This is a genomic window from Streptomyces sp. CRN 30 (assembly GCF_034105845.1).
In genome coordinates, this window is the sequence record NZ_JAVRHI010000188.1 from 1 (window position 1) to 21,558 (window position 21,558).

The following is a 21,558-nucleotide window of genomic DNA, read 5'->3' on the forward strand; positions in this document are numbered from 1 at the left end:
GGGCGGGGCGGCCCGGACGGCGAGCGCGCCCACCGCGGCCCCCGCGGCCAGCAGGAGGAGCAGGGCGCCGCTGCCACGCAGGGCGGCGAGCACCCGCCGCGGGGTGACGGCCGTCGCGAACCCCGCGTTCACGACCATCACCAGCGCCGAGGTGGCCGTCGCCACGCGCATGGCGTCGTCGCCGAGCGCGGCGTCGGCCCACACCACGACCGGTACCGCGACGAACCCCCCGCCGAAGCCGAACAACACGGTGGTCATCCCGGTGAGGACCCCGATCCCGAGCAGTGCCGTGAACTCCATGCGACCACCTCACCGGACGCACCCGGTGTCCCGCATGCGATACCCGGCACATTTCCTTCGCGTCCCGGCCACTACGCTGGCCGGGGTGAGGAACGTGTCCCTGGCCGACGTCGACCACCTCGACCGCGCCGTCCTGCCGATCGGCACCGACTACCCGCCCGGCCGGCTCCTGGACTGGCACGAGCACCGGCGCGCGCAGTTCCTGCACGGCGCCACCGGCGTCATGGTCGTCGACACCGCCGACGGCACCTGGACGGTCCCGCCGGACCGCGCCGTCCTGATCCCGCCCGCGACCCGGCACCGGGTCCGCATGCTCGGCGTGAGCACCCGCAGCCTGTACGTCGAGCCGGGCGCCGTCCCCTGGTGGCCGGCCGGGTGCATGGTCGTCGACGTACCGCCGCTGCTGCGCGAGCTGCTCGCGGCCGCCGTCGGTCTCCCGCCCGACCACGACCGGTCGGGGCGCGAGGGCGCCATCGCCGAGCTGTTGCTGTACGAGATCGCCGCGCTCGCGCCGCTGCCGTTCCACGTCCCGGTCCCCGCCTCCGCCGACCTCGCCGCCCTGTGCCGCGGCTACCTGGACGATCCGGACGCCGGGGTCACCAACCGGGTGTGGGCCGCGCGGACGGCGATGAGCGAGCGGGCCTTCACCCGGCGCTTCCGGGCCGAGACGGGCGACAGTCCCGCCATGTGGCGTTCGCGCGCCCGGCTCCTCGCGGCCGTCCCGATGCTGCGCTCCGCGTCGGTGAGCGAGGTCGCCGGGCGGCTGGGGTACGCCTCCCCCGCCGCGTTCACGGCCGCGTTCACCCGTACCTTCGGGATGCCGCCCTCCCGTTTCACCGGCGGCCGGACGGTCGGCGCGCCTAGAATGCGGACGCGTTGATCACCGCCCGCCGCACGCGACCCTGGAGTTGCCGATGTCCGCACTGGACGGCTCGTCCGGCACCCCCCGGATCGACACCGGCAGACCCCACCCCGCGCGGATGTACGACTGGTTCCTGGGCGGCAAGGACAACTACCCGGTGGACGAGGCGATGGGCCGGCAGCTGATGGCGCTGGAGCCGAACATCCCCGTGATCACCCGGATCAACCGGGCCTTCATGCAGCGGGCGACGCACTGGGCGGCGACGCGGGGCATCCGGCAGTTCCTCGACATCGGCACGGGCATACCGACCGAACCCAACCTGCACCAGGTGGCGCAGCGGGTGGCACCCGAGGCCCGGGTCGTCTACTGCGACCACGACCCGATCGTGCTGGCCCACGCGGAGGCGCTGCTGCGCGGCACCCCCGAGGGCGCCCTCGACTATGTGCAGGCGGACGCCCGGGACACCGGCCTCATCCTCGAACGGGCCGGGAAGGTGCTGGACTTCGACCGGCCGGTGGCCCTGTCGATGATCGCGCTGCTGCACTTCCTCAGCGACGAGGACGGGGCCGGGGCGGTGGTGGACCGGCTCAAGGAGGTGCTGGCGCCGGGGAGTTGTGTCGTGCTGTCGCACATCTCCTCCGACTTCCACTCGCAAGAGATCGCGCGGGAGGCCGACGACCGGTACCGGGCCAGCGGGCTCACGCTGGCGCCGCGCGGGCGTGCCGCGTTCACCCGGTTCTTCGAGGGCCTCGACCTGGTCGAGCCGGGTGTGGTCCTCGCCGAGGACTGGCACCCGGAGCTGGGCGAGCCGGTCGAGGCGCCCGGCGGCGGCTTCGTGAGCGCCATGTACGCGGCGGTGGCCCGCAAGCCGTAGCCCGTCCGGGCGGCCGGTGATCGGTGATCGGTGATCGGTAATCACGGGACCCGCGTGACCGCGTGACCGTATCGCCGCGTGGCCGCGTGGCCGCGTGGCCGCTCAGAGGCAGGCGAACAGGTCGTCGAGGGGCGCGGGGACGCGGTCGTCCGCGCACGCCTCGGTGAGGACGCGGCCGTAGTGGATCTTGCGGCCCTTCTTCGTGCCGAGGAAGCGGCGCAGCTGCTGCTGTGCGGTGCGGTCCCGCTGCGCGGGCTGGTTGAGGAAGGTCGTCAGGGGGCGCAGATCGCCCTGTTCCCGGACGAGTTCCGTCACCCGGGCCGTGCCCAGCGCGCGGATCAGTTCGTCCTCCAGGTCCGCCGCGCAGACGAAGAACCCGTGCGGCCGCGCGCCGGCCCGCCGCAGGCCGCGGACGTAATAGCGGTGCTCGCGCTCGTCGCACAGTCCGGTGAGGCGGAGGTCCAGGCCGGGCGGTCCGAGGAGGCGGACGAAGCGTCCGACGTTCATCGCGCCGCCCATCGGCAGGACGCAGGTGCCCTCCGCCGCCAGGTCCCGGCCGCGGCGCTCGGCGAGGGCGTGCAGCGCCGCCGCGTCGCTGGGTCCTTCGAGCAGGACGGCCGTCCGGACGGGCAGCCGCGCGGCCAGCTCCCGCGCGGGGCCGCCCGGCCCGCCGGCCGCCCAGGCCGCGACCGCTTCCCGGAACGCCCCCATGTCCTCCGCCATGGGACCAGTCTCCGCCTCCGGGCGGCTCACGGCAGGCGAATTACCGACGGGCGGCACACGCGAGGGCGTGTGCCGCCCGCCCAGCCGCACATGTCCGGGCGTGCGCGGTGGGCGCCCGGCGTCTGCCGGACGCCCACCGGTCGTGCGGGAGTTCCGGTCAGCCGCACCGTCCCGTCGGGCGGGTACGGGTCACCAGGTCGGTGGTGCCGGTCGTGGAGTCCAGCCACACCACCTGGCCGCCGGGGCCCGCCGCGGGCTGGGTCTGGGCGCCCCGGTTGCAGGAGACCCGGCCCACGTAGGTGCCGGCCGCGCCGGGTGTGCCCGCCGCCTCGAACTGGTGGAGCTTCGGGGTGGCCTCGTTGCTGATGCCCGCCTCCGGGACGTACGCGGCCACGGTCGCGCGGTCCTGGGAGACCGTCAGGTCGTAGGCGTACAGCGCGTCCGGGCCGGTCTCCGGGCTGAGGTCGGCCGCCCCGGACCCGTCGAGCGCGGCCCGGCGCAGGGACGTCTTGGTGGCCGTCTCCTCGTCGAACTCGTCGAGGAGCCAGAATACGTGGGTGCCGTTGACGGCGGTCGGGCCGAGGCCGACCGTGCTCGGGTACTCCTGGATCACCTCGGTGGTACCGGTGGCGACGTCGGCGACGACCACCCGCCACTCGTACACGGCCTGCGCGGAGAGCGCGACCCGCTGCCAGGCGCGGTAGACGACCTTGCCGCCGCTCACCGACGGCGAGTAGGCGCGGCTGTAGGTGCCGCCGCCGACGCGGGTGATCTTCGTCGGGTCCTTCAGGCTGAGGTAGGCGATCGCGGAGCGGCCGCCCACGTTGGAGAAGCCGAAGGTCACCACATCGCCGTCGACGGCCGTGACGCTGGAGCCACTGCGTCCGTGCCACAGAGTCCGCACCGGGCCGCCCGCGAGGGGCCTGGCGAGGACGTCGACGCCGCCGCCGGAGCCGTACGCCTGCCAGACCACCGTCTTGCCGTCGGTGGCGGGGTTGACGTGGTAGCGGCCGTCGTTGGGGCTCATGAGCTTGACGCCGCCCGTGCCGTCGGTGCGTCCGGCCCACACCGAGTACGCCTCGGAGCCGTCCTCGTTGGACTTGGACGCGGCCCACCAGCCGCCGCCCGTGCCCGGAGCGGTGCTGGTGGTGTTGATGCGGTCCAGGAGCGGGTCGGAGTCGACACCGAGGGCCAGCTCCCAGCCGGGGACGATGCCGTGGGCGTTGAACGCGCGCACCAGCGCCTTCGTCGCGTCGGCCGGCACGCCGAGGTCCGCGGCGGCGGCGAGGACGGCGGCCCGTCCCTCCGTGAAGCCGTCGAGGGGGGTGAGGTACTCGGTGAGCGCCCGGTAGACGATCCGGTCGGCGAGTTCCCCGCCGAGGTCCTGGCGGATGTCCCACAGCGCGCCGCCGAAGATGGTGGAGTTGTAGTGGACGCCGCCGTTGTCGTTGGCGAAGTCGAGGCCGAGGAAGGACCTGGTGGTGGTGCGTCCGTCGCCCAGGTCGCGGACCGCGCAGTCGCGGGGGCCCTTGGTGCGGCAGAGCCGTTCGCCGAGGAGGCCGGAGTCGGGGTCCGTCATCGACAGGCCGTACACATCGGTCTCGATGGCGTTGCCGAAGTAGTCGGCGACGGCCTCGTTCATGGCGCCGGACTGCCCCGCGTAGACGAGGTTCGCCGAGTTCTCCACGACCCCGTGGGTCATCTCGTGGCCGACGACGTCGAGGGCCGAGGAGAGCGGCCGGTACTCCTCGTCGCCGCCGCCGTACACCATCTTCTGGCCGTCCCAGAAGGCGTTGACGTACGGCTGGCCGTAGTCGGTGACGCCGACCAGGGAAAAAATGGCCATGCCGCGGCCGTCGAGGCTGAGGCGGTCGTGGTCGTTCTTGTAATAGTCGAAGACCTTCGCGGCCGCCCAGTGCGCGTCGACGGCTCCGGCCTCGGTGGTGTCGGCGGTGAACTCGGGGGTGGGCGAGTTGAACTCCTTGACGTTGACGGGCCACGACCCGACGACGTCACTGACCCGCTCGTTGCGCCCGTCGAAGGTGGACAGGGTGTTCGCGTCGTACTCGTACTCGGGGTCGATGGGCAGCCGGGTGCGGTCCCGCAGCAGGTAGCGGCCGTTCGCCTCGTCGTGGAAGACGTCGAGCGGGACGGTGGTGCCGTCGAGGCGGACACCGCTGCCCGGTACGTCGGGTCCGGCGGCGGCGGACGGCTCCTCGGCCGCGGTCGTCTTCCGGGCGGCCTCCTCCCCGCCGCTCGCCTGTGACGGTGCTGTGAACGTCTTGATACCGCTGTAGTCGAGGACCGGATATCCGGCGGCGGCGTCCACGTACACCTCCCGCAGCACGGGTTCGCCCGTCGCGGGGTCCGCGCCGCGCACGGTGACGTGCTGGGTGAGGACGCCCGTGCCCCGGGGGACGACGACGAGTCCCTTGGCGGTGCCCTCAAGGGGTGAGCTGTCCTCCTCGCCCTCTGCCGGTGCCCTGGTGAGGTGGCGGTCGCCGAGGTCGTCGAGGACGCGGTCGACGGCGCGCTCGACGGCGAGTTCCTCGTCGATCCCGGCCGTCGTGCCGGTGGTCAGCCCGGTGAAGTACTTGCCGGAGGTGCCGGTGACGACGCGCTCGCCGTCGTCCTTCTCCATCCGGACGATGTACTGGCCGCCCAGCACCGGCACCCCGTGGTGGCGCTGCTGGAGCCGTACGGTCTCCCGGTCCCCGGAGGTGGTGGTCCCGGCGGGGACCAGGTCGCGTTCCGGGTGCTCGATCCGGTAGCGCTCCTGCCGTCCGTCCAGGTAGGTGCGGGCCGCGTCGGCCGCGCCGCCCCGCGCGGGGGCCTCCTCCCGGATGCCCCGCACCAGCGCCGGGGTGTCCGTCTCCGCTCCGGCGACGACCTCGCCCGGCACCGGGGGCGGCTCCGCCGCCGCGGCCGGTGTGCCCGGAACCACGAGTGCGACGGCGCCCAAGAGCGCCGCCGCACCTGATATACCGCTGAGCCGGGATCTTTGGCCCCCGCCCTGTCTGTCCTGTCTCCCTCGGTGACGCATGTCCGCAACCCCCCCGGTCGTCGGTCCCGCCGGTGGCGGTCACCCCCGGCGGAACGACATCGAAGCGGTGTCGCGCCGTCGTATCAACGGTGCCGGTGGGTCCAGGGATGACTTCCGGCCGGACGCGGTGCCGGAGTCAGCCGGGCGTCACCCGGGGGTCAGGAGACGGTGACGCGGTCGATGTCGGGGGCCCAGTCGGAGGTGTTGGCGATCGTGACGGAGTTGTCCGTGCCGCTGTCCAGGTCGAGGGTGACGGTGACCGAGCCGGGTGTCTCCCAGTCGGCGGTGGCGGGGAAGTCCACCGTCCGTGACGTGGAGCCGTCGACCCGGACCGTGGCCGAGCGGGCGACCGCGCTCGTGTACCGCACGGTCACCGTCCGCGTCCCGCCGTCGCCGCCGTCGACGTGCGGGAAGGTGAGGGTCGCGCCGTTGCCGATGTAGCCGACCTTGGCACCGCCGGAGCAGCCGGAGCAGCCGGCGACCACGGCGGTGCCGGTGAGGGTGTTGCCGGCGGCCTCCGCCTCGTAGCCGGCCGGACCGGTGGTGCCGTCGGAGCCGACGGTCATCGCGCCGAGGTCGAGCCAGCCGTCCGCGTTCTGGCCCGCGTTGGCGAACCGCAGCTTCTTGGCGGCGGAGCTGACGTCCTCCAGGGGGTTCTTGGCCTTCATGACGAGCCGGTAGCCGCCGGCGGTGACGCCGCTGAGGTCGATGTCGGAGTCGAAGTACCGGTCGTGGCCGTAGTCGAGGTAGGCCGGGTCGGCGCCGACGCCCCAGTCGGGGAAGGCGCGGATCTTCTCGGGCATGACCTCGCGCAGGTCCCAGGGGGTGTCCCAGCTCTTGACGACGTTGCCGGCGGAGTCCTTCAGGCCGAGGCTGACCGTCCAGGGGTAGTAGAACGGGGCGACGCCGTCGTTGCCGATCCGGACGCCGACGGTGGTGGTGCCGGACGCGGTGTCGTGGAAGTGGGCGCTGTCGACGGCGAGGTCGTAGCCCATGAGCCGGACGGCGGCCGCCACGTCCGGGTCGGAGGCGGAGTAGCCGGAGCTCTGCTCGTTCATCTTCCAGGTGGTGTGCTCCAGTTCGATGCACGCCTGCATGTCGTCCACGTCGCCGGAGCCTCCCGGCCAGTGGTCGAAGGCCCTGGTCTGGATCTCCGGGCGGACCTCACCGCCCATGGAGGCGGTGGTCCAGCGGTTCTCCACACCGCGTTCGACGGCCCGCTGGAGCTGGGAGTACGAGGCGCCGCCCAGCGATTCGGGCAGGGTGACCCCGGCGAGCGGACTGCCCTCGCGGTAGCAGAACGAGTCGTCGTGGAAACCGACGGAGGGCAGGTCGGCGGCGGCGCCGCCCGCCGAGTCGGGGTAGCGCACCTCCAGCTCGGTGCGGGTGAAGGCGGTGGCGTAGGCCCGCATGATCTCGGTGCCGTGGGCGTCGGTGGGCATGTAGTCCGGCAGGCCGTCACCGGTGTCGGTGTCGTAGGGCCAGGTGTGCCACTCGCCCCAGAGGCCGATCAGGCCCATGTGGATGTAGCCGATGCGCGGGTCGCCGTCGTAGCGGGCGCCGAAGGCGGCGATGAAGTCCTTCAGCCCGTCCAGCAGGTAGGCGTTGTCGTAGTCGGGGCTGGTGGTGCCCCACTCGGCGTTGGTGCGGTAGTCGACGTGACCGTCGAAGCACGGGGGGATGGCGTTGGACGGATGGGCGCCGGCGTCGCCCGGGTACTCGAGGTAGAAGCGCAGGGCGGTCTGGTTGCCGTAGGAGGCGCTCTCGTCGAGGGCGCTGTCCAGCACGCTCCAGTCGTACGCCGAGCAGTCGTCAGGGTCGTTCATGACCTCGGAGAGCCCGAAGTAGCTCCAGGTCAGGGAGTGCGGGTAGCCCGTGTTCTGGTCGGCTCCGGGCTGGTAGAAGCGGGCGAAGCCCTTGAGCGGGTTGTCCACCGGGGCGTCGGCGCGGGTGAGGGTGTGGACCGGCAGCGAGGGGTCCGGGTCGGGGCCGGGGTCCGGCCGCTCCGGCACGCCCGCGGCGGCGGTGCCGGCTGTCCCGGCGGTGGCTCCGGCTGTCCCGGCCGCCGGGGCCGCGGACGCGGTGAGCGGCAGCGCGGCCAGCCCGAGGGCGAGGGCCGTGGAACAGAACGCGGACAGCAGTCGTCTGCCGCGTCGGTGGGCGAAGGTGCGCATGCGGTCAGCCTCCGGGGGGCGGGTGGGAAACCCTGCCGACGCCGGCCGTCAACGGGGACGTAACCCGCCTTGTTATGCGCCAGCATTGACAAAGTTTCACTGTTGCTCATCAATATGTTGTCCACGGTGCCCCACTGGCAAGAGGTGCGGCGCAGATCCCTTCGGAGGGGAACCATGGGCGCACGCACAGCGGTGGCGCCACCGCAGAAGAGCGTCGGCTCGTCACCCGGCGGCTCCGCAGGACCGGCGGGACCGCGGCGGCCCCGGGACGACCGGAAGGCGGCGTGGCTGTTCCTGACCCCCGCGCTGCTGGGCTTCGCGCTCTTCTACGCGTATCCGACCGTGCGGGGCGTGTACTACTCGCTGACCGACTACAACCTGCTCGGCACGCCGAACTTCACCGGCGCGGAGAACTACCGGCACCTCGTCACCGACGACCAGTTCTGGCACGCGCTCCAGGTCACCGGCTACTACGTGGTGGTCAACATCGGGTCCCAGACCCTGATGGCGCTGCTGCTGGCCGCGCTGATGCACCGGCTGACCCGCTCGGTGATGCTGCGTGCGATGCTGCTGGTGCCCTGGCTGGTCCCCAACGTCACCGTCGGTCTGCTGTGGATGTGGCTGCTCGACACCAACCTGGGCTTCGTCAACCACCTCCTCAGCGCGCTGGGCCTGGGCACCACCAGCTTCTTCTTCGATCCCGACTGGGCCATGGGGTCCATCGCCGTCGTCAACGCGTGGGCGTACACCGGCTACACGGCGCTGCTGCTCTACGCCGGCATGCTCCAGGTCCCCCAGTACCTGTACGAGAGCGCGTCCCTGGACGGCGCCGGTGAGATACGGATGTTCACCAGGATCACGCTGCCGCTGCTGCGTCCGGTGCTCGCGCTGGTGCTGGTGGTGTCGCTGATCGGCTCGTTCCAGATCTTCGACACGATCGCGGTGACCACGCAGGGCGGGCCGGTGGGCGCCACCCGGGTCATCTACTACTACATCTACGAACAGGCCTTCGCCTACTTCCACATGGGCTACGCCTCCGCCGTGGCCGTGGTGCTCGCCCTGATCCTCGGCGTGCTGACCGCGGTGCAGATGCGCCTGCTGCGCGCCTCCCGCTCGGACCTGGCCTGAGGAGCACGACCATGACACGCACCCTGACCAAGGTCTCCCCCGGCCGGATCGCCGCCTGGGCGGTCCTGGTGGCCGCGCTGGTCGCGACGGTCTTCCCCTTCTACTGGATGGTCCGCACCGCCCTGACCCCGGCGGCCGACCTCTACACCGACTCCACCTCGCTGGTCCCCCAGCACCCCACGATGATCAACTTCATGCGGGTGCTCGGGCTGACCAGCCAGGAGGAGGCGATGGCGGCCGGCGGCTCGGGCGCGCAGGTGGACTTCCTGCGGTACCTGCTCAACTCCGTGGTGTACAGCGGGCTGATCGCCGTGCTCCAGACGCTGTTCTGCGCGATGGCCGGGTACGCCTTCGCCCGGCTGCGCTTCCCCGGCCGGAACGCCGTCTTCGGCGTGCTCATCGCGGCCCTCATGGTGCCGCCGATCTTCACCCTCATGCCCAACTTCGTCCTGGTGAAGGACCTGGGCTGGCTCAACACCTTCACCGGCATGGTCGCGCCGACCGTGCTGATGACACCGTTCGCGGTCTTCTTCCTGCGCCAGTTCTTCCTGTCGGTCCCGCGTGAGGTGGAGGAGGCGGCGATCCTGGACGGCGTCGGCGCCTGGGGCCTGTTCTGGAAGGTCGTGCTGCCGATGAGCCGGGGCCCGCTCCTCACCATCGGCCTCACCACCACCGTCTGGGCGTGGAAGGACTACCTGTGGCCGCTGCTGACCGGCCGTGAGGAGGAGACCCGGGTGCTCACCGTCGCGCTCGGTATCTTCCAGCAGCAGTCGCCCAACGTGGCGCCCGACTGGACGGGCCTGATGGCCGGTTCGGCGCTCTCGGTGCTGCCCGTCCTGGTCCTGCTGATCCTGCTCGGCCGCCGGCTGGTCGAGTCGCTCAACTTCACCGGCGGCAAGTAGACCGCCCCGCGACACGAGCAAGAGCGGTACGAGCAAGAGAGGCCCTTCCCCGATGAAACCCCTGCGCGTGCGCGCCGGCGCGGCCCTGCTGTGTCTGGCGGCCTCCGCCACCCTCGTCTCCTGCGGCGGCTCCGACGACGTCGCCGCCGACGGCACCGTCACCCTGGACTACTGGCTGTGGGACGACCGCCAGCTCCCCGCCTACCAGGACTGCGCGGTCGCCTTCCACGAGGCCAACCCCAAGATCAAGATCAAGATCACCCAGACGGCCTGGACGCAGTACTGGCAGAACCTCACCACCCAGCTGGTCTCCGGGGACGCCCCGGACGTCTGGGTCAATCAGGCCACCTACTCCCCGACCTACGCCTCCGGCGGGCAGATCCTCGACCTCCAGCCCTACGTGGAGCGGGACAAGGTCGACCTGTCCGGTTTCCAGCCCGGCCTCACCGAGCCCTGGACCAGGGACGGCAAGCGCTACGGCCTGCCCAAGGACTGGGACACCGTGGCCATCGTCTACAACACCGCGATGCTGAAGAAGCAGGGCGTGGACGCGGCCGAGCTGAACGACCTGACCTGGAACCCCGCCGACGGCGGCACCATGGAGGAGGTCATCGCCAAGGCCACCCTCGACACCGAGGGCCGCAACGGCCTCGACCCGGAGTTCGACAAGAACCACGTCGCCGTCTACGGCTTCCTGCCCGAGTGGGAGGACGGCGCCACCGGACAGAACGGCTGGGGCGGGTTCGCCGCCTCCAACGGCTTCGAGTACCTGGACGAGAACCCCTGGGGCACGCACGCCCAGTACGACGACCCCAAGCTCGTCGAGACCCTCGACTGGTTCAAGCACCTGATCGCGAAGGGGTACGCGCCGAGCCTCGCCCAGCGGTCGAAGCTGGCCAACTCCGAACTGCTCGCCGCGGGCAAGGGCGCCATGACGCTCGCGGGTTCCTTCGCCATCTCCACCTACACCGGCCCCAACGTGAAGCAGGACTTCGACTTCGCGCCCATGCCGACCGGTCCGGCGGGCCGCAAGACCGCCATCAACGGCCTGTCGGACGCCGTCTGGGCCGGCACCCCGCACAAGGAACAGGCGTGGCAGTGGGCCAAGTTCCTGGCCTCCCCCGAGTGCCAGAACCTGGTCGCGAGCCACACCGTCGTCTTCCCCTCGCTCACCTCGGCCACCGAGAAGACCCTCGCCGCCTACCACGACAAGGGCGAGGACGTGTCGGTCTTCACCGACGCCGCCGCCACCGAGGGCGGCACCTTCCTGCTGCCCATCACCGACAACGGCACCGAGATCGGCCCCATCGTCCAGGACGCCGTCCAGTCCGCGATCCTCGGCCAGACCCCCACCGAAGAGGCCATGAAGACGGCGAACGACAAGGTCGACGCCCTCTTGCAGTAGCCGGCCCCGCAGGTACATCCCATTTCGTCACACAAGGAGATCCATGGCCCAGCTCGTAGAACTCGGCGGGCGGACCCTCGCCGTCGAGCTCGAAGGCGACGCACCGCCCCAGGCCGTCGACGGCGGCCTGCTGCTGCCACCCGGCCGGGCGGCGGTGCTGCACGGGCTCGGGGACGCGCTCTTCTACCGCCACGGCCACAACTCGTGGAGCCCGTGCGGCTGGCGCCGGCTCTCGGAGCCGCCGCTGCGCATCGAGAGCGCCGACCGCCGGCTCACCGCCGACGACACCGTGTGGGACGACCCCGCCCGGCACCACTCCTCCGCCGTCGCCGCCCTGGAAGGGCCCGACGGGCAGGTGCTCCTGCTCGGCGCGCTCGGCCTCGACATCCCCCGGCTGACCGCCGACCGGGACACGCTCGTCGGCTGGTACGAGCATGACGGCGCCCCCTGGTTCCTCGCGCTCGGCACCGAGGAGGAGGTGTTCGCCGCCTACACCCGGCACCTCGCCGGCCGGCTCGGCAGCAGCGACAAGCGCGCCGGCGACGTGTGGTGCAGCTGGTACGCGTACTACGAGAACATCACCGAGGAGCAGCTCACCAAGGACGTCACCGCGCTGCGCGGGCTCCCCTTCGACGTCGTCCAGGTCGACGACGGCTGGGAGCGGGCCGTGGGCGACTGGGAGGCCAACGACAAGTTCCCCTCGGGGATGCGGGCGCTGGCCGACCGGATCACGGACGCGGGGCTGCGGCCCGGCCTGTGGATCGCCCCGTTCATCGTCCTGCCCCACTCCCGCACCGCCCGGGAGCGGCCGGAGCTGCTGCTGCGCGACGAGCACGGCGAGCCGGTCGTCGCCGGGCACAACTGGGACGTCGGCTACTGGGCGCTGGACCTCACCCTGCCCGCGGCTCAGGAGCACCTGCGGGAGATGATCCACCGGGTCGTCCACGAGTGGGGGTTCACCTACCTCAAGCTCGACTTCGTGCAGGGCGGCGCGGTGCCCGGTGTCCGGTCGGCGGACGTCGGCCGGGAGGCGGCCTACCGCACCGGCCTGGAGATCATCCGGGAGGCGGCGGGCCCGGACGCCTACCTGCTCGGCAGCGGCGCCCCGCTGCTGCCCTCCCTCGGGCTGGTCGACGGCATCCGCAGCGGCCCGGACGTGGCGCCGATGTGGGAGCACTACGCCACGCGTGACCCGTCCGACGCGCTGGCCCGCAACGCCGTCGTCAACACCGTGCACCGGCTGTGGCAGTCGCCGCTCCTGGAGGTCGACCCGGACGTCGTGTACTTCCGCAGCCGGCTCAACCTCCTCACCGACCAGCAGCAGGGCCTGCTGCGCGACCTCGCCGACATCTGCGGGTTCCGGGCGGTGTCCGACCCGCCGGGGTGGCTGCGCCCCGAGGAACTCGACGCGCTCCAGGCGTACTTGACGTCCCGGCCCGAGGTGCTGAGGCTCGGCCGGTACCGGTTCTCGCTGGACGGGCGGGAGGTGGACTTCACCTCGGCCGTGACCCCCGGCGAGGAGCAGCGGTATCCGATCGCCTGACCGCTTATTGCACACGGCCACCGCAATGAATTAGTAAACTGCTCAGCATTATTAGGCGGTGGCCACCGCAACGCCTCCAGGGAGCACCAAGCATGGCGACGACCGGAACGGACATGTCCCGGATGCGGGAGATGAACCAGCTGTCCATCGTGGGGGCGCTGCGCGGCAACCCGCCGTCCACGGTCACCGAACTGGCGGGCCGGGCCGGGCTGTCCCGTCCCGCGGTGGACGTGCTGGTGCAGGCTCTGGTCGCGGACGGCTGGGCGGAGGTCGAGGAGCCGGGCGCCAGCAGTGTGGTGGGGCGGCCGGCCCGCCGCTACCGGTTCAGGGCCACCGCGGGGCACGTGCTCGGCATCGACATCGGCGTGCACAAGATCCTCGTCGTGCTCAGCGACCTGGAGGGCCGGCTGGTGCGGACCGTGCGCCACCCGGCCGATCCGCGGGCGGCACCCGCGGCGCGGCTCGCGGCGGTCGACCATGTCATCGACGAGGTGCTGGCGGGGGCGGGCATGGTCCCGGCCGACATCTGGGCGGTGACCGTCGGGGTGACCGGGCCGGTCGACGGCAGCGGCCGGACCTCGCTGTCCAGCCCGCTGCCCGGCTGGAGCGAGGCCGACCCGGCCGCGCACCTCGCGGCCCGGTTCCCCTGCCCGGTGCGGGTGGAGAACGACTGCAAGCTCGCCGCCGTCGCCGAACGCTGGAACGGTGTCGCGCAGGACGCCGACGACATCGTCTACCTCCTCGCCGGGCTGCGCACCGGCGCCGGTCTCATCCTGGACGGCACCCTGCGCCGCGGGCACGGGGGCGCCGCGGGCGAGATCGGCGCGCTGAAGGCCGTACGGTGGCTCAGCGCACCGGAGCACCTTCAGTCCTGCCCGGGGGCGCCGGCGACGGCCGCGCCGGGCGAGGCGGCTGCGTGGGTGTTCCAGGCAGCCCGGGAAGGCGACCGGGACGCGCGGACGGCCGTCCGGCGCTACACCCGCGACCTCGCGGTGGGCGTCGCCGCGCTGGTGCTCGCCCTCGATCCGCAGGTCGTCGTGTACGGCGGCGGGTTCTCCCGCTCCGCCGACGTGGTCCTGGGGCCGCTGCGCCGTGAACTGACCAAGCACTGTCTGCGCCTGCCGGAGCTGCGCGCCTCCACCCTCGGCGACGAGAGCGTGGCCCTGGGGGCGGTGCGGCTGGCGCTGGACGAGGTCGACAGCAGGCTGCTGAGCGACGGGCTGGCGCCCCCGAGCGCGCCACGACGTTAGCGGGCCACGGGTGCGAGACCGTACCCGGGCCCCGGAGCAGGAACGAAGGGACAACCCAGTGAGCACCCGTGACCAGATACCGACGGCCCCGCTGCGGGTCGGCGTGGTAGGTGTCGGCCAGCGCGCGGACATGGCCGCGCTGGTGAACCGCTCCGGCACCGCCAGGATCGTGTCGTGCGCCGACCCGGACCCGAGGGGCCGCGAGGACGCGCGCCGGCTGTTCGGCGACGACGTGGTGGTGCACGAGAGGTACGAGCGGATGCTCGACGACGGGCTGGACGCCGTGTTCGTCCTCACCCCGGACCACCTGCACACCCGGCCCGCGCTGTTCTTCCTGGCGGCGGGGGTGGCGGTGTTCGTGGAGAAGCCGCTGACCATCACGGTCGCCGACTGCGACGAGCTGCTCGGGGCCGCGTTCCGCTCCCGCACCCGGCTGTACGTGGGACACAACCTGCGTCACCTGCCGATGCTGCGGCGGATGCGCGAGCTGATCGACGACGGCGCGATCGGCCGGGTCCGCGCGGTGTGGTGCCGGCACTTCGTCGGGCACGGCGGGGACTACTACTTCAAGGACTGGCACGCGGAGCGGGCCCGCACCACCGGGCTGCTGCTGCAGAAGGGCGCCCATGACCTGGACGTCATCCACTGGCTCGCCGGGGGCTACTCCCGCAACGTGGTCGCCCAGGGCGACCTGGCCGTCTACGGCGGCAACCCGCGCCGTGCCACCCGGGAGACGGTGCCGCCCGGACAGCGCATGCCGGACTGGTTCGACCCGGACGTGTGGCCGCCGTCCGCGCTGCGCGACCTCAACCCCGTCGTGGACGTCGAGGACATCAGCATGATGCTGGCCCGGCTGGACAACGGGGTGCTCGCCAGTTATCAGCAGTGCCACTTCACGCCGGACTACTGGCGCAACTACACGGTCATCGGGGACGAGGGCCGACTGGAGAACTTCGGCGACGGCATCGACGGCGACCCGGCCCGGGTGGACGTGTGGAACCTGCGCCGCTCCGGTTACCGCGCCGACGCCGACCTGTCCGTCCCGGTCGTGGCGCCGGCCGAGGACACGCACGGCGGTGCGGACCGGGCGCTGGTCGAGGAGTTCCTGCGCTTCGCGGCCGTCGGCGGCCCGACGGAGACCTCGCCGGTGGCGGCCCGCGAGGCGGTGGCCGCCGCGGTCGCGGCGACGACGTCGCTCCGGTCGGACGGCGCCCCGGTCGACGTCCCCGCCCTCGACCCGGAGCTGGTCCGGTACTTCGACGGGCACCAGCCGGCCGCGGCGCCGGCGGACGCGGTCTGAAGCCTTCAGAACCGGGCCCGCCACAGGTCGCGGAGGAGGGCGATCTCCGCCATGTGGTGGATGAATTCGAGGTTGGAGCCCGCGAGCACGTCGGCGAACAGGTCGTCGGCGTGCGAGCCGTAGGGGTAGCGGGAGAAGCCGACCGTGTCGAGCTGCTCGTCGCTCACGCCGCCGACGGCGGTGCGCCAGCGGTCGACGACCGTCCAGAACCCGTCGAGGGTCGCCGCGGCGGAGGGGAGGAAGTCGACCATCAGCTTGGGGTCGCGGCGGCGTTCGCCGAAGGCCCACTCCCACTCGCCCGCGAAGCTGTAGTGGAGGTGGCCGAGGCGCCAGGCGATGGTCGTGACCGGGGCCGCGTCGGGTTCCGGCGGGGCGCCGGTGCGGGCGAGGACCTCCTCGACCCGGGCGACGCTCACGCTCCAGTCGTCGGCGATCCTCCGCACCGTCATGCCGGCGGCGGCCTGCCGGGCGACCTCGGCGTACTCGCTCGCCGGGATGTCCGGGGCGCCCTTGTCCAGGACCCACTCCCCCGGTCCGAAGGCCAGGGGGGTCGTCGCCTCCGCCCGGCGCCGGACGGACCAGCAGCCGGGGACGGGTTCCCAGAGGTACTCCTCGTCGCCCAGTCCCCTCAGCCGTACCTCGGCCATCTCCCTGGCGTGGTCGAACTGCTCCAGGAGGACGCGCAGACGGCCGCTCCCCTCGGTTCCCATGGTCCGGCTCCCCTCGTGGTGGCACGGTGCTCAGGCGGACGGTAACGGCTCGCGCGGCGCCGGCGCGAGCCGATTACCCGTCCGCGCGGGCCGGCCGGCGGGTCAGGCGCCCGCCGCCGCGGCGGCCCGGCCGGTCTGGCGGCCGGAGAAGAGGCAGCCGCCGAGGAAGGTGCCTTCGAGCGACCGGTACCCGTGCACCCCTCCCCCGCCGAACCCGGCGGCCTCGCCCGCGGCCCAGAGCCCCGAGACCGGCGCGCCGTCGGCGTCGAGGACCCGGCCGGAGAGGTCGGTCTGGAGCCCGCCGAGGGTCTTGCGGCTGAGCAGGTTGAGCCGGACGGCGATCAGCGGCCCGGCGGCCGGGTCGAGGATCCTGTGCAGGTCGACGGTGCGGGAGAGGTCGTCTCCGACGTAGGCCGAGGAGTTGCGGATGCCCATGATCTGGACGTCCTTGCCGAACCGGTTGTCCACCTCGCGGTCGCGCGCGGTGATCTGCCGCTTCAGCTCGGCGGCGTCGAGGAGGCCGTCACCGGTGAGCTTGTTCATGCCCGCGACGAGTTTCTCCAGGGTGTCCGCGACGACGAAGTCCTCGCCCTTGTCGAGGAACCTCTGGATCGGTGCCGGGGTCTGGTTGAGGATGCGGTTGGCCAGGTAGGCGACGAGGTTCTTGTCGGTGAGTTCCGGGTTCTGCTCCGACCCGGAGAGGGTGAACTCCTTCTTGACGATGCGCAGGTTGAGCACGAACCACGAGTAGTCGTACCCCGTGTCCTTGATCATTTTGAGAGTGCCGAGGGTGTCGTAGCCGGGGATGGCGGGGGTCGGGAAGCGGCGGCCCTTGGCGTCGAACCAGAGTGAGGACGGCGCGGGCAGGATGCGGATGCCGTGGCCGGGCCAGAGGGGGGTGTGGTTCTTCAGGCCCTCGGTGTAGTGCCACATCCGGTCCCGGTTGACCAGGCGGGCCCCGGCGCGTTCGGCGATGCCGAGCATCCGGCCGTCCACGTGCGCGGGGACGCCGGTGACCATGGTGCGCGGGGCGGGGCCCAGCCGGCTCGGCCAGTTCTGCCGGACGAGGTCCAGGTTGCCGCCGATGCCGCCGGAGGTGACGATCACGATCGGCGCCTTCAGTTCGAAGGAGCCGACGACGGTACGGGAGCTGGCGGTGCCGCGCGGCGCGCTGCTCGGCTGCAGCACGGAGCCGCGTACGCCGGTCACCGCGCCGGCGGTGGTGACGAGTTCGTCGACCTGGTGCCGGAATCTGAAGGTGACCAGGCCCTTGGCCGCGGCGGCGCGGACCCGCTTCTCGAAGGGCTCCATCACGGCCGGCCCGGTGCCGAGGGTGACGTGGAAGCGCGGCACCGAGTTGCCGGGGCCGGTGGAGAGCTGGCCGCCGCGTTCGGCCCAGCCCACGATCGGGACCCAGCTCATGCCCATCCCGGCGAGCCAGGAGCGCTTCTCCCCGGCGGCGAACTCCAGGTAGGCGTCGGCCCATCTGCTGCCCCAGTAGTCCTCGCCGAGCCGGTCGTCGACGCCCCGGTCGAAGCCGGCGGTGCCGAGCCAGTCCTGGCGGGCCAGTTCGAGGGAGTCCTTGATGCCGCAGAGCCGCTGCTCGACGGAGTCGATCAGGAAGAGCCCGCCGAACGACCAGTACGCCTGGCCGCCGAGGCTCGCCTCCGGTTCCTGGTCGAGGAGGAGCACCTTGCGTCCGGCGGCGGCCAGTTCGGAGGTGGCGACGAGTCCGGCGAGGCCGCCGCCCACGACGATGACGTCCGCGTCCGCCGCCGCCGCGGAACCGGGCGCCGCCGCGGCGGGGGTGGCCCGCAGGGTGGCGCCGGCCGCGACCACACCGCCCGCCACCTGGAGGGCGTGCCGTCGGCTGAGCGGTGTGCGGTGCTGGGTCTCGTCCACGGTCGTAACCCCTTCGGATACGGGAGATCCCTGGGGACTCCCCGCGGGAATCCCCACCGGCAGGATTGATGCGATCACGACAACCGCACGCCGGGTTACCGAAGGTAAGCACGGGTCGGGAGGTACGCAAGACCCCGGACCCGTCCCGGACCCGTCCCAGACTCGCCCCGGACCCGTCGCGGACTCGCCCCGGGTGCTTTCCGGCCGGTCGCCCCGGTCACCCCGACGGCCGTGCGCCGAGGTCCCGGGCGGCGGCCAGCGCGCGGTGCCAGCGGGCGACGGTCCGGGTCCGCGCCGCCGCGTCCCCGGACGGGGCGAAGACGCACAGGTCCCGGTCGGCCCGCTCCTCCAGGTCACGCCGGGTCCACAGGCCGAGGCCGAGGCCGGCGAGGTGCGCGGCTCCGGCGGCGGACAGGTCGTGGTGCGCGGCCCGTGCCACGACGACGTCCGAGACGTCGGCCTGGGTCCGCATCAGCACGTCGCTCCGGCTGAGTCCGCCGTCGGCGACGACGCGCCGCGCCGGGGGCAGGGCGGCCAGTACGTCGTTCACCTGGTACGCCACCGAGTCGAGCGCGGCGCGGGCGAGCCGCTCCCGCCCGGTGTCCAGGCCGAACCCGGTGAGCACCGGCACGGCCCGCGCGTCCCACCAGGGTGCTCCCAGGCCGCCGAACGCCGGTACCAGGGTGACCTCCCCGGCGTCCGCGCCCTCCGCCAGCTCCACGATCCCAGCGGCCGGGACGCCGAGGAGCGCGCCGAGCCAGGCGAGGGTGCGTCCGGTGGAGCGGATGTTGGCCTCCCGGGCGTGCACGGGCCGGCCCGTCGACCAGGCGATGGTGCCGCACACCTCCCCCGCCGGCTCCGGCGCCCCCGCCGGCTCGGGCTCCCCCACCGTCATGGCGGAGGAGCCGGTCCCGTAGGTGACCTTGACGGTGCCGGGCCGCCAGCCGGCGTGGGCGAAGAGCGCGGCGTGGGAGTCGCCCAGCACGGCCCGCAGCGGGGTGCCGTCGGCGAGCGGCGGCAGGCCGCGGACCGTGCCGAACGGCCCGTCGGACGGCACGACCCGGCCGAGCGCGGCGCGCGGCACGTCGAACGCCGCCAGCAGCCCGTCGTCCCAGTCGCCGGTGGCCAGGTCGAGGAGCTGGGTGCGGGAGGCGTTGCCGATCTCGGTGTCCGCCCGGCCGGTGAAGGTGTGCAGCAGGTAGGCGTCCACGGTGCCCAGGCGGAGCGTCCCGGCGCCGCTCAGGGCGCGGTCCGGGTCGTGGGCGTCGAGGAGGGCGGCCATCTTCGGGGCGGAGAACATCGGGTCGAGCGGGAGTCCGGTGCGCCGCTGGATCTCCGCGCCCGCCCCGGCGCGTGCCAGCCGGGCCAGCCGGTCGCCGCCCCGCTGGTCCTGCCAGCTGACCAGCGGGGCGACGGGACGTCCGGTGGCGGCCTCCCACAGCACCACGGACTCGCGCTGGGTGCTGAGCGCGAGACCCTCGACGGAGTGCGGGTCGTGGCCCTCCAGACAGGCGGCGACGGCGGTGCGGACGCTGTCGACCAGCGCGCCGGGGTCCTGTTCGACCAGGCCGGGGCCCGGGTGGGTCTCGGCCAGGGGCACGGCGGCGCGGGCCACCACGGCTCCGGCGGTGTCCAGCAGGAGCGCCTTGGTGGAGCCGGTGCCCTGGTCGACGGCGAGCACGTACGGTCCCATCAGCGCCGCCCCACGACCTCGCGGGCGGCCTCGGCGAGCCCGGCGGCGTTCAGTCCGAAGTGGTCGAGCAGGAACGCGGCGTCGCCGGTCGGGGCGTACGCGTCCACGCCCAGCAGGCGCATCGGCACGGGGTGGTGTTCGGCGACGACCCGGGCGACGGCGCTGCCGAGGCCGCCCGTGACGACGCCCTCCTCGGCGGTGACGACGGCACCGGTCTCCCGTGCGGCGGCCAGGACGGCGGCCTCGTCGAGGGGTTCGACGAAGGCCATGTTGAGCACGCGGGCCGTGAGGCCGTCCGCGGCGAGCAGGGCGGCGGCTTCGAGGGCGCGCGGGACGAGGGTGCCGACGGCGATGAGGGTGACGTCGCGGCCGTCGGCGAGGAGGGCGGCCCGGCCGGGTGCGAAGGGCGCGCCGTCGGGGGTGACGGCGGGCACCTGGGAGCGGGGGACGCGGAGGTAGGTGGGCCGGCCGGAGGCGGCGGCCCGGCGCACCGCGGCGCGGGTCTGCGCCGGGTCCGCGGGCACGATGATCTCCAGTCCCGGGATCGCGCGCAGCCAGGACAGGTCCTCGACGGAGTGGTGGGTGGGGCCGAGTGCGCCGTAGGCCATGCCGGGGCTCTGGCCGCACAGGACGACATGCCGCCCGGAGTACGCGACGTCGGCCTTGATCTGTTCCAGCGCGCGGCCGGTGAGGAAGGGCGCGGCGGCGGAGACGAAGGGCAGCAGTCCGGCGTTGGCGAGTCCGGCGGCGACGCCGACCATGTCCTGTTCGGCGATGCCCACGTCGACCAGCCGGCCGGGGAACTCCGCCCGGAAGCGGACGAGGTTGCCGGAGCCGACGGAGTCGTTGCAGACCACGACGATCCGGTCGTCGGCGCGGGCGAGGGCGGTGAGTTCGTCGGCGAAGTCCGCCCGGCAGTCGAAGACGGGGGTGGCGGCGAGGGTCATCGGTCCAGTTCCTCCAGGGCCAGGCGGACCTGTTCGCCGGTGGGTACCTTGTGGTGCCACTCGACGCGGTCCTCCATGAACGACACGCCCTTGCCCTTGACCGTGTGCGCGATCACCGCGACCGGCCGGCCGGTGGTGGACGGCGCGTACGCCTCCTTGACGGCGCGGTGGTCGTGGCCGTCGACGGCGCGGACCTCCCAGCCGAACGCCTCCCACTTGGCGGCCAGGGGTTCCAGGGCGTTGGTGTCCTCGGTGCGGGCGCCCTGCTGGAGCCGGTTGCGGTCCACGACGGCCGTCAGGCGGTCCAGGCGGTGGTGGGCGGCGGCCATGGCGGCCTCCCAGTTGCTACCCTCCTGGAGTTCGCCGTCGCCGAGGACGACGAGGGTCCGCCAGGTCTCGCCGCGCAGCCTCGCGCCGAGGGCGCAGCCGGTGGCGACCGGGAGGCCGTGTCCGAGCGGGCCGGTGCTGGTCTCGACGCCGGGGACCTTCAGCCGGGCGGGGTGGCCGTTCAGCGGGGAGAGCGGGGCGGTGAACTCCCGTAACCGTTCCCGGGGGAAGAAGCCGCAGGTGGCGAGCGTCGCGTACAGGGCGGTGGCGCAGTGGCCCTTGCTGAGCACGATCCGGTCGCGAAGGGGGTGTTCCGGTTCGGCGGGGTACAGGCGCAGGGTGCCCCACACGGCGGTGACCAGCAGGTCGGTGACGGACAGGTCGCCGCCGACGTGTCCCAGGCCGGCCGCGCGGACGGTGGTGAGGACGTCACGGCGGACGGCGGCGGAGAGGCCGGCGAGTTCGGCGGCGGCCT

Annotated in this window: 17 protein-coding genes; 8 read left to right on the forward strand and 9 right to left on the reverse strand. The window is 73.0% G+C overall.

Going from position 1 to position 21,558, the window contains the following annotated elements; all coding sequences use genetic code 11:
* Nucleotides 1-300: TSUP family transporter (locus UW392_RS19735; RefSeq protein WP_320776357.1), on the reverse strand; the 300-nt coding region annotated here is incomplete at its 3' end.
* An 85-nt stretch (nt 301-385) separates the two neighbouring features.
* On the opposite strand from UW392_RS19735, the gene UW392_RS19740 reads away from it, so the two are divergent.
* Both UW392_RS19740 and UW392_RS19745 read left to right on the forward strand, forming a co-directional pair.
* Nucleotides 386-1,180, forward strand: coding sequence for a helix-turn-helix transcriptional regulator (locus tag UW392_RS19740; protein WP_320776358.1), 795 nt, complete (start codon nt 386-388; stop codon nt 1,178-1,180).
* 34 nt (nt 1,181-1,214) lie between these two features.
* Complete coding sequence (locus UW392_RS19745) at nt 1,215-2,036, forward strand: SAM-dependent methyltransferase (protein WP_320776359.1); 822 nt, start codon at nt 1,215-1,217, stop codon at nt 2,034-2,036.
* Between the two features lie 102 nt (nt 2,037-2,138).
* On the opposite strand, the gene UW392_RS19750 is transcribed toward UW392_RS19745, so the two are convergent.
* The 3 genes from UW392_RS19750 to UW392_RS19760 form a co-directional block, all read right to left on the reverse strand.
* Nucleotides 2,139-2,759 carry a TOPRIM nucleotidyl transferase/hydrolase domain-containing protein gene (locus tag UW392_RS19750; protein ID WP_320776360.1) on the reverse strand — a complete coding sequence of 207 codons (621 nt, stop codon included), beginning with the start codon at nt 2,757-2,759 and terminating at the stop codon, nt 2,139-2,141.
* Nucleotides 2,760-2,916: 157 nt separating this feature from the next.
* The gene (locus UW392_RS19755) at nt 2,917-5,721 is read right to left on the reverse strand and encodes a M4 family metallopeptidase (RefSeq protein ID WP_414496438.1); all 2,805 of its coding nucleotides are present in this window, start codon (nt 5,719-5,721) and stop codon (nt 2,917-2,919) included.
* 239 nt (nt 5,722-5,960) lie between these two features.
* Nucleotides 5,961-7,976 (reverse strand): carbohydrate-binding protein, encoded by a 2,016-nt coding sequence (locus UW392_RS19760; protein ID WP_320776362.1) that lies wholly within the window; start codon nt 7,974-7,976, stop codon nt 5,961-5,963.
* A gap of 174 nt (nt 7,977-8,150) precedes the next feature.
* Between UW392_RS19760 and UW392_RS19765 the strand changes: the two genes are divergently transcribed.
* The 6 genes from UW392_RS19765 (at nt 8,151) to UW392_RS19790 (ending at nt 15,504) form a co-directional block, all read left to right on the forward strand.
* The gene (locus UW392_RS19765; RefSeq protein WP_320776363.1) at nt 8,151-9,104 is read left to right on the forward strand and encodes a sugar ABC transporter permease; all 954 of its coding nucleotides are present in this window, start codon (nt 8,151-8,153) and stop codon (nt 9,102-9,104) included.
* An 11-nt stretch (nt 9,105-9,115) separates the two neighbouring features.
* The gene (locus UW392_RS19770; RefSeq protein ID WP_320776364.1) at nt 9,116-10,006 is read left to right on the forward strand and encodes a carbohydrate ABC transporter permease; all 891 of its coding nucleotides are present in this window, start codon (nt 9,116-9,118) and stop codon (nt 10,004-10,006) included.
* A gap of 52 nt (nt 10,007-10,058) precedes the next feature.
* On the forward strand, nt 10,059-11,411 hold the full coding sequence (locus tag UW392_RS19775; protein ID WP_320776365.1) for a sugar ABC transporter substrate-binding protein: 1,353 nt from the start codon (nt 10,059-10,061) through the stop codon (nt 11,409-11,411).
* Nucleotides 11,412-11,454: 43 nt separating this feature from the next.
* A complete protein-coding gene (locus UW392_RS19780; protein ID WP_320776366.1) occupies nt 11,455-12,954 on the forward strand; it encodes a glycoside hydrolase family 36 protein in 1,500 nt (499 codons plus the stop codon).
* A 92-nt stretch (nt 12,955-13,046) separates the two neighbouring features.
* Nucleotides 13,047-14,204 (forward strand): ROK family transcriptional regulator, encoded by a 1,158-nt coding sequence (locus tag UW392_RS19785; RefSeq protein WP_320776367.1) that lies wholly within the window; start codon nt 13,047-13,049, stop codon nt 14,202-14,204.
* A 130-nt stretch (nt 14,205-14,334) separates the two neighbouring features.
* On the forward strand, nt 14,335-15,504 hold the full coding sequence (locus tag UW392_RS19790; RefSeq protein WP_320776373.1) for a Gfo/Idh/MocA family oxidoreductase: 1,170 nt from the start codon (nt 14,335-14,337) through the stop codon (nt 15,502-15,504).
* 5 nt (nt 15,505-15,509) lie between these two features.
* Here UW392_RS19790 and UW392_RS19795 read toward each other — a convergent pair whose 3' ends face one another.
* The 5 genes from UW392_RS19795 to UW392_RS19815 form a co-directional block, all read right to left on the reverse strand.
* Complete coding sequence (locus UW392_RS19795; RefSeq protein ID WP_320776368.1) at nt 15,510-16,214, reverse strand: DinB family protein; 705 nt, start codon at nt 16,212-16,214, stop codon at nt 15,510-15,512.
* 102 nt (nt 16,215-16,316) lie between these two features.
* A complete protein-coding gene (locus UW392_RS19800; RefSeq protein ID WP_320776369.1) occupies nt 16,317-18,116 on the reverse strand; it encodes an FAD-binding dehydrogenase in 1,800 nt (599 codons plus the stop codon).
* 217 nt (nt 18,117-18,333) lie between these two features.
* Nucleotides 18,334-19,809, reverse strand: coding sequence for an FGGY family carbohydrate kinase (locus UW392_RS19805; RefSeq protein ID WP_320776370.1), 1,476 nt, complete (start codon nt 19,807-19,809; stop codon nt 18,334-18,336).
* Entirely contained in the window at nt 19,809-20,756 is a 948-nt protein-coding gene (locus tag UW392_RS19810; RefSeq protein ID WP_320776371.1) for a transketolase family protein, read from the reverse strand. The genes UW392_RS19805 and UW392_RS19810 overlap by 1 nt, the downstream gene beginning before the upstream one ends.
* Nucleotides 20,753-21,558 (reverse strand): transketolase (locus UW392_RS19815; protein WP_320776372.1); only part of this gene is annotated, 806 nt, incomplete at its 5' end. The genes UW392_RS19810 and UW392_RS19815, both read right to left, overlap by 4 nt.

What these genes read in the sequence shown, in the direction of transcription:
- UW392_RS19810 (WP_320776371.1), bottom strand. Translation starts at nt 20,756, where the DNA reads ATGACCCTCGCCGCCACCCCCGTCTTCGACTGCCGGGCGGACTTCGCC.
- UW392_RS19805 (WP_320776370.1), bottom strand. Translation starts at nt 19,809, where the DNA reads ATGGGACCGTACGTGCTCGCCGTCGACCAGGGCACCGGCTCCACCAAG.
- UW392_RS19770 (WP_320776364.1), top strand. Translation starts at nt 9,116, where the DNA reads ATGACACGCACCCTGACCAAGGTCTCCCCCGGCCGGATCGCCGCCTGG.
- UW392_RS19780 (WP_320776366.1), top strand. Translation starts at nt 11,455, where the DNA reads ATGGCCCAGCTCGTAGAACTCGGCGGGCGGACCCTCGCCGTCGAGCTC.
- UW392_RS19745 (WP_320776359.1), top strand. Translation starts at nt 1,215, where the DNA reads ATGTCCGCACTGGACGGCTCGTCCGGCACCCCCCGGATCGACACCGGC.
- UW392_RS19790 (WP_320776373.1), top strand. Translation starts at nt 14,335, where the DNA reads ATGGCCGCGCTGGTGAACCGCTCCGGCACCGCCAGGATCGTGTCGTGC.
- UW392_RS19775 (WP_320776365.1), top strand. Translation starts at nt 10,059, where the DNA reads ATGAAACCCCTGCGCGTGCGCGCCGGCGCGGCCCTGCTGTGTCTGGCG.
- UW392_RS19750 (WP_320776360.1), bottom strand. Translation starts at nt 2,759, where the DNA reads ATGGCGGAGGACATGGGGGCGTTCCGGGAAGCGGTCGCGGCCTGGGCG.
- UW392_RS19765 (WP_320776363.1), top strand. Translation starts at nt 8,151, where the DNA reads ATGGGCGCACGCACAGCGGTGGCGCCACCGCAGAAGAGCGTCGGCTCG.
- UW392_RS19795 (WP_320776368.1), bottom strand. Translation starts at nt 16,214, where the DNA reads ATGGGAACCGAGGGGAGCGGCCGTCTGCGCGTCCTCCTGGAGCAGTTC.
- UW392_RS19785 (WP_320776367.1), top strand. Translation starts at nt 13,047, where the DNA reads ATGGCGACGACCGGAACGGACATGTCCCGGATGCGGGAGATGAACCAG.
- UW392_RS19760 (WP_320776362.1), bottom strand. Translation starts at nt 7,976, where the DNA reads ATGCGCACCTTCGCCCACCGACGCGGCAGACGACTGCTGTCCGCGTTC.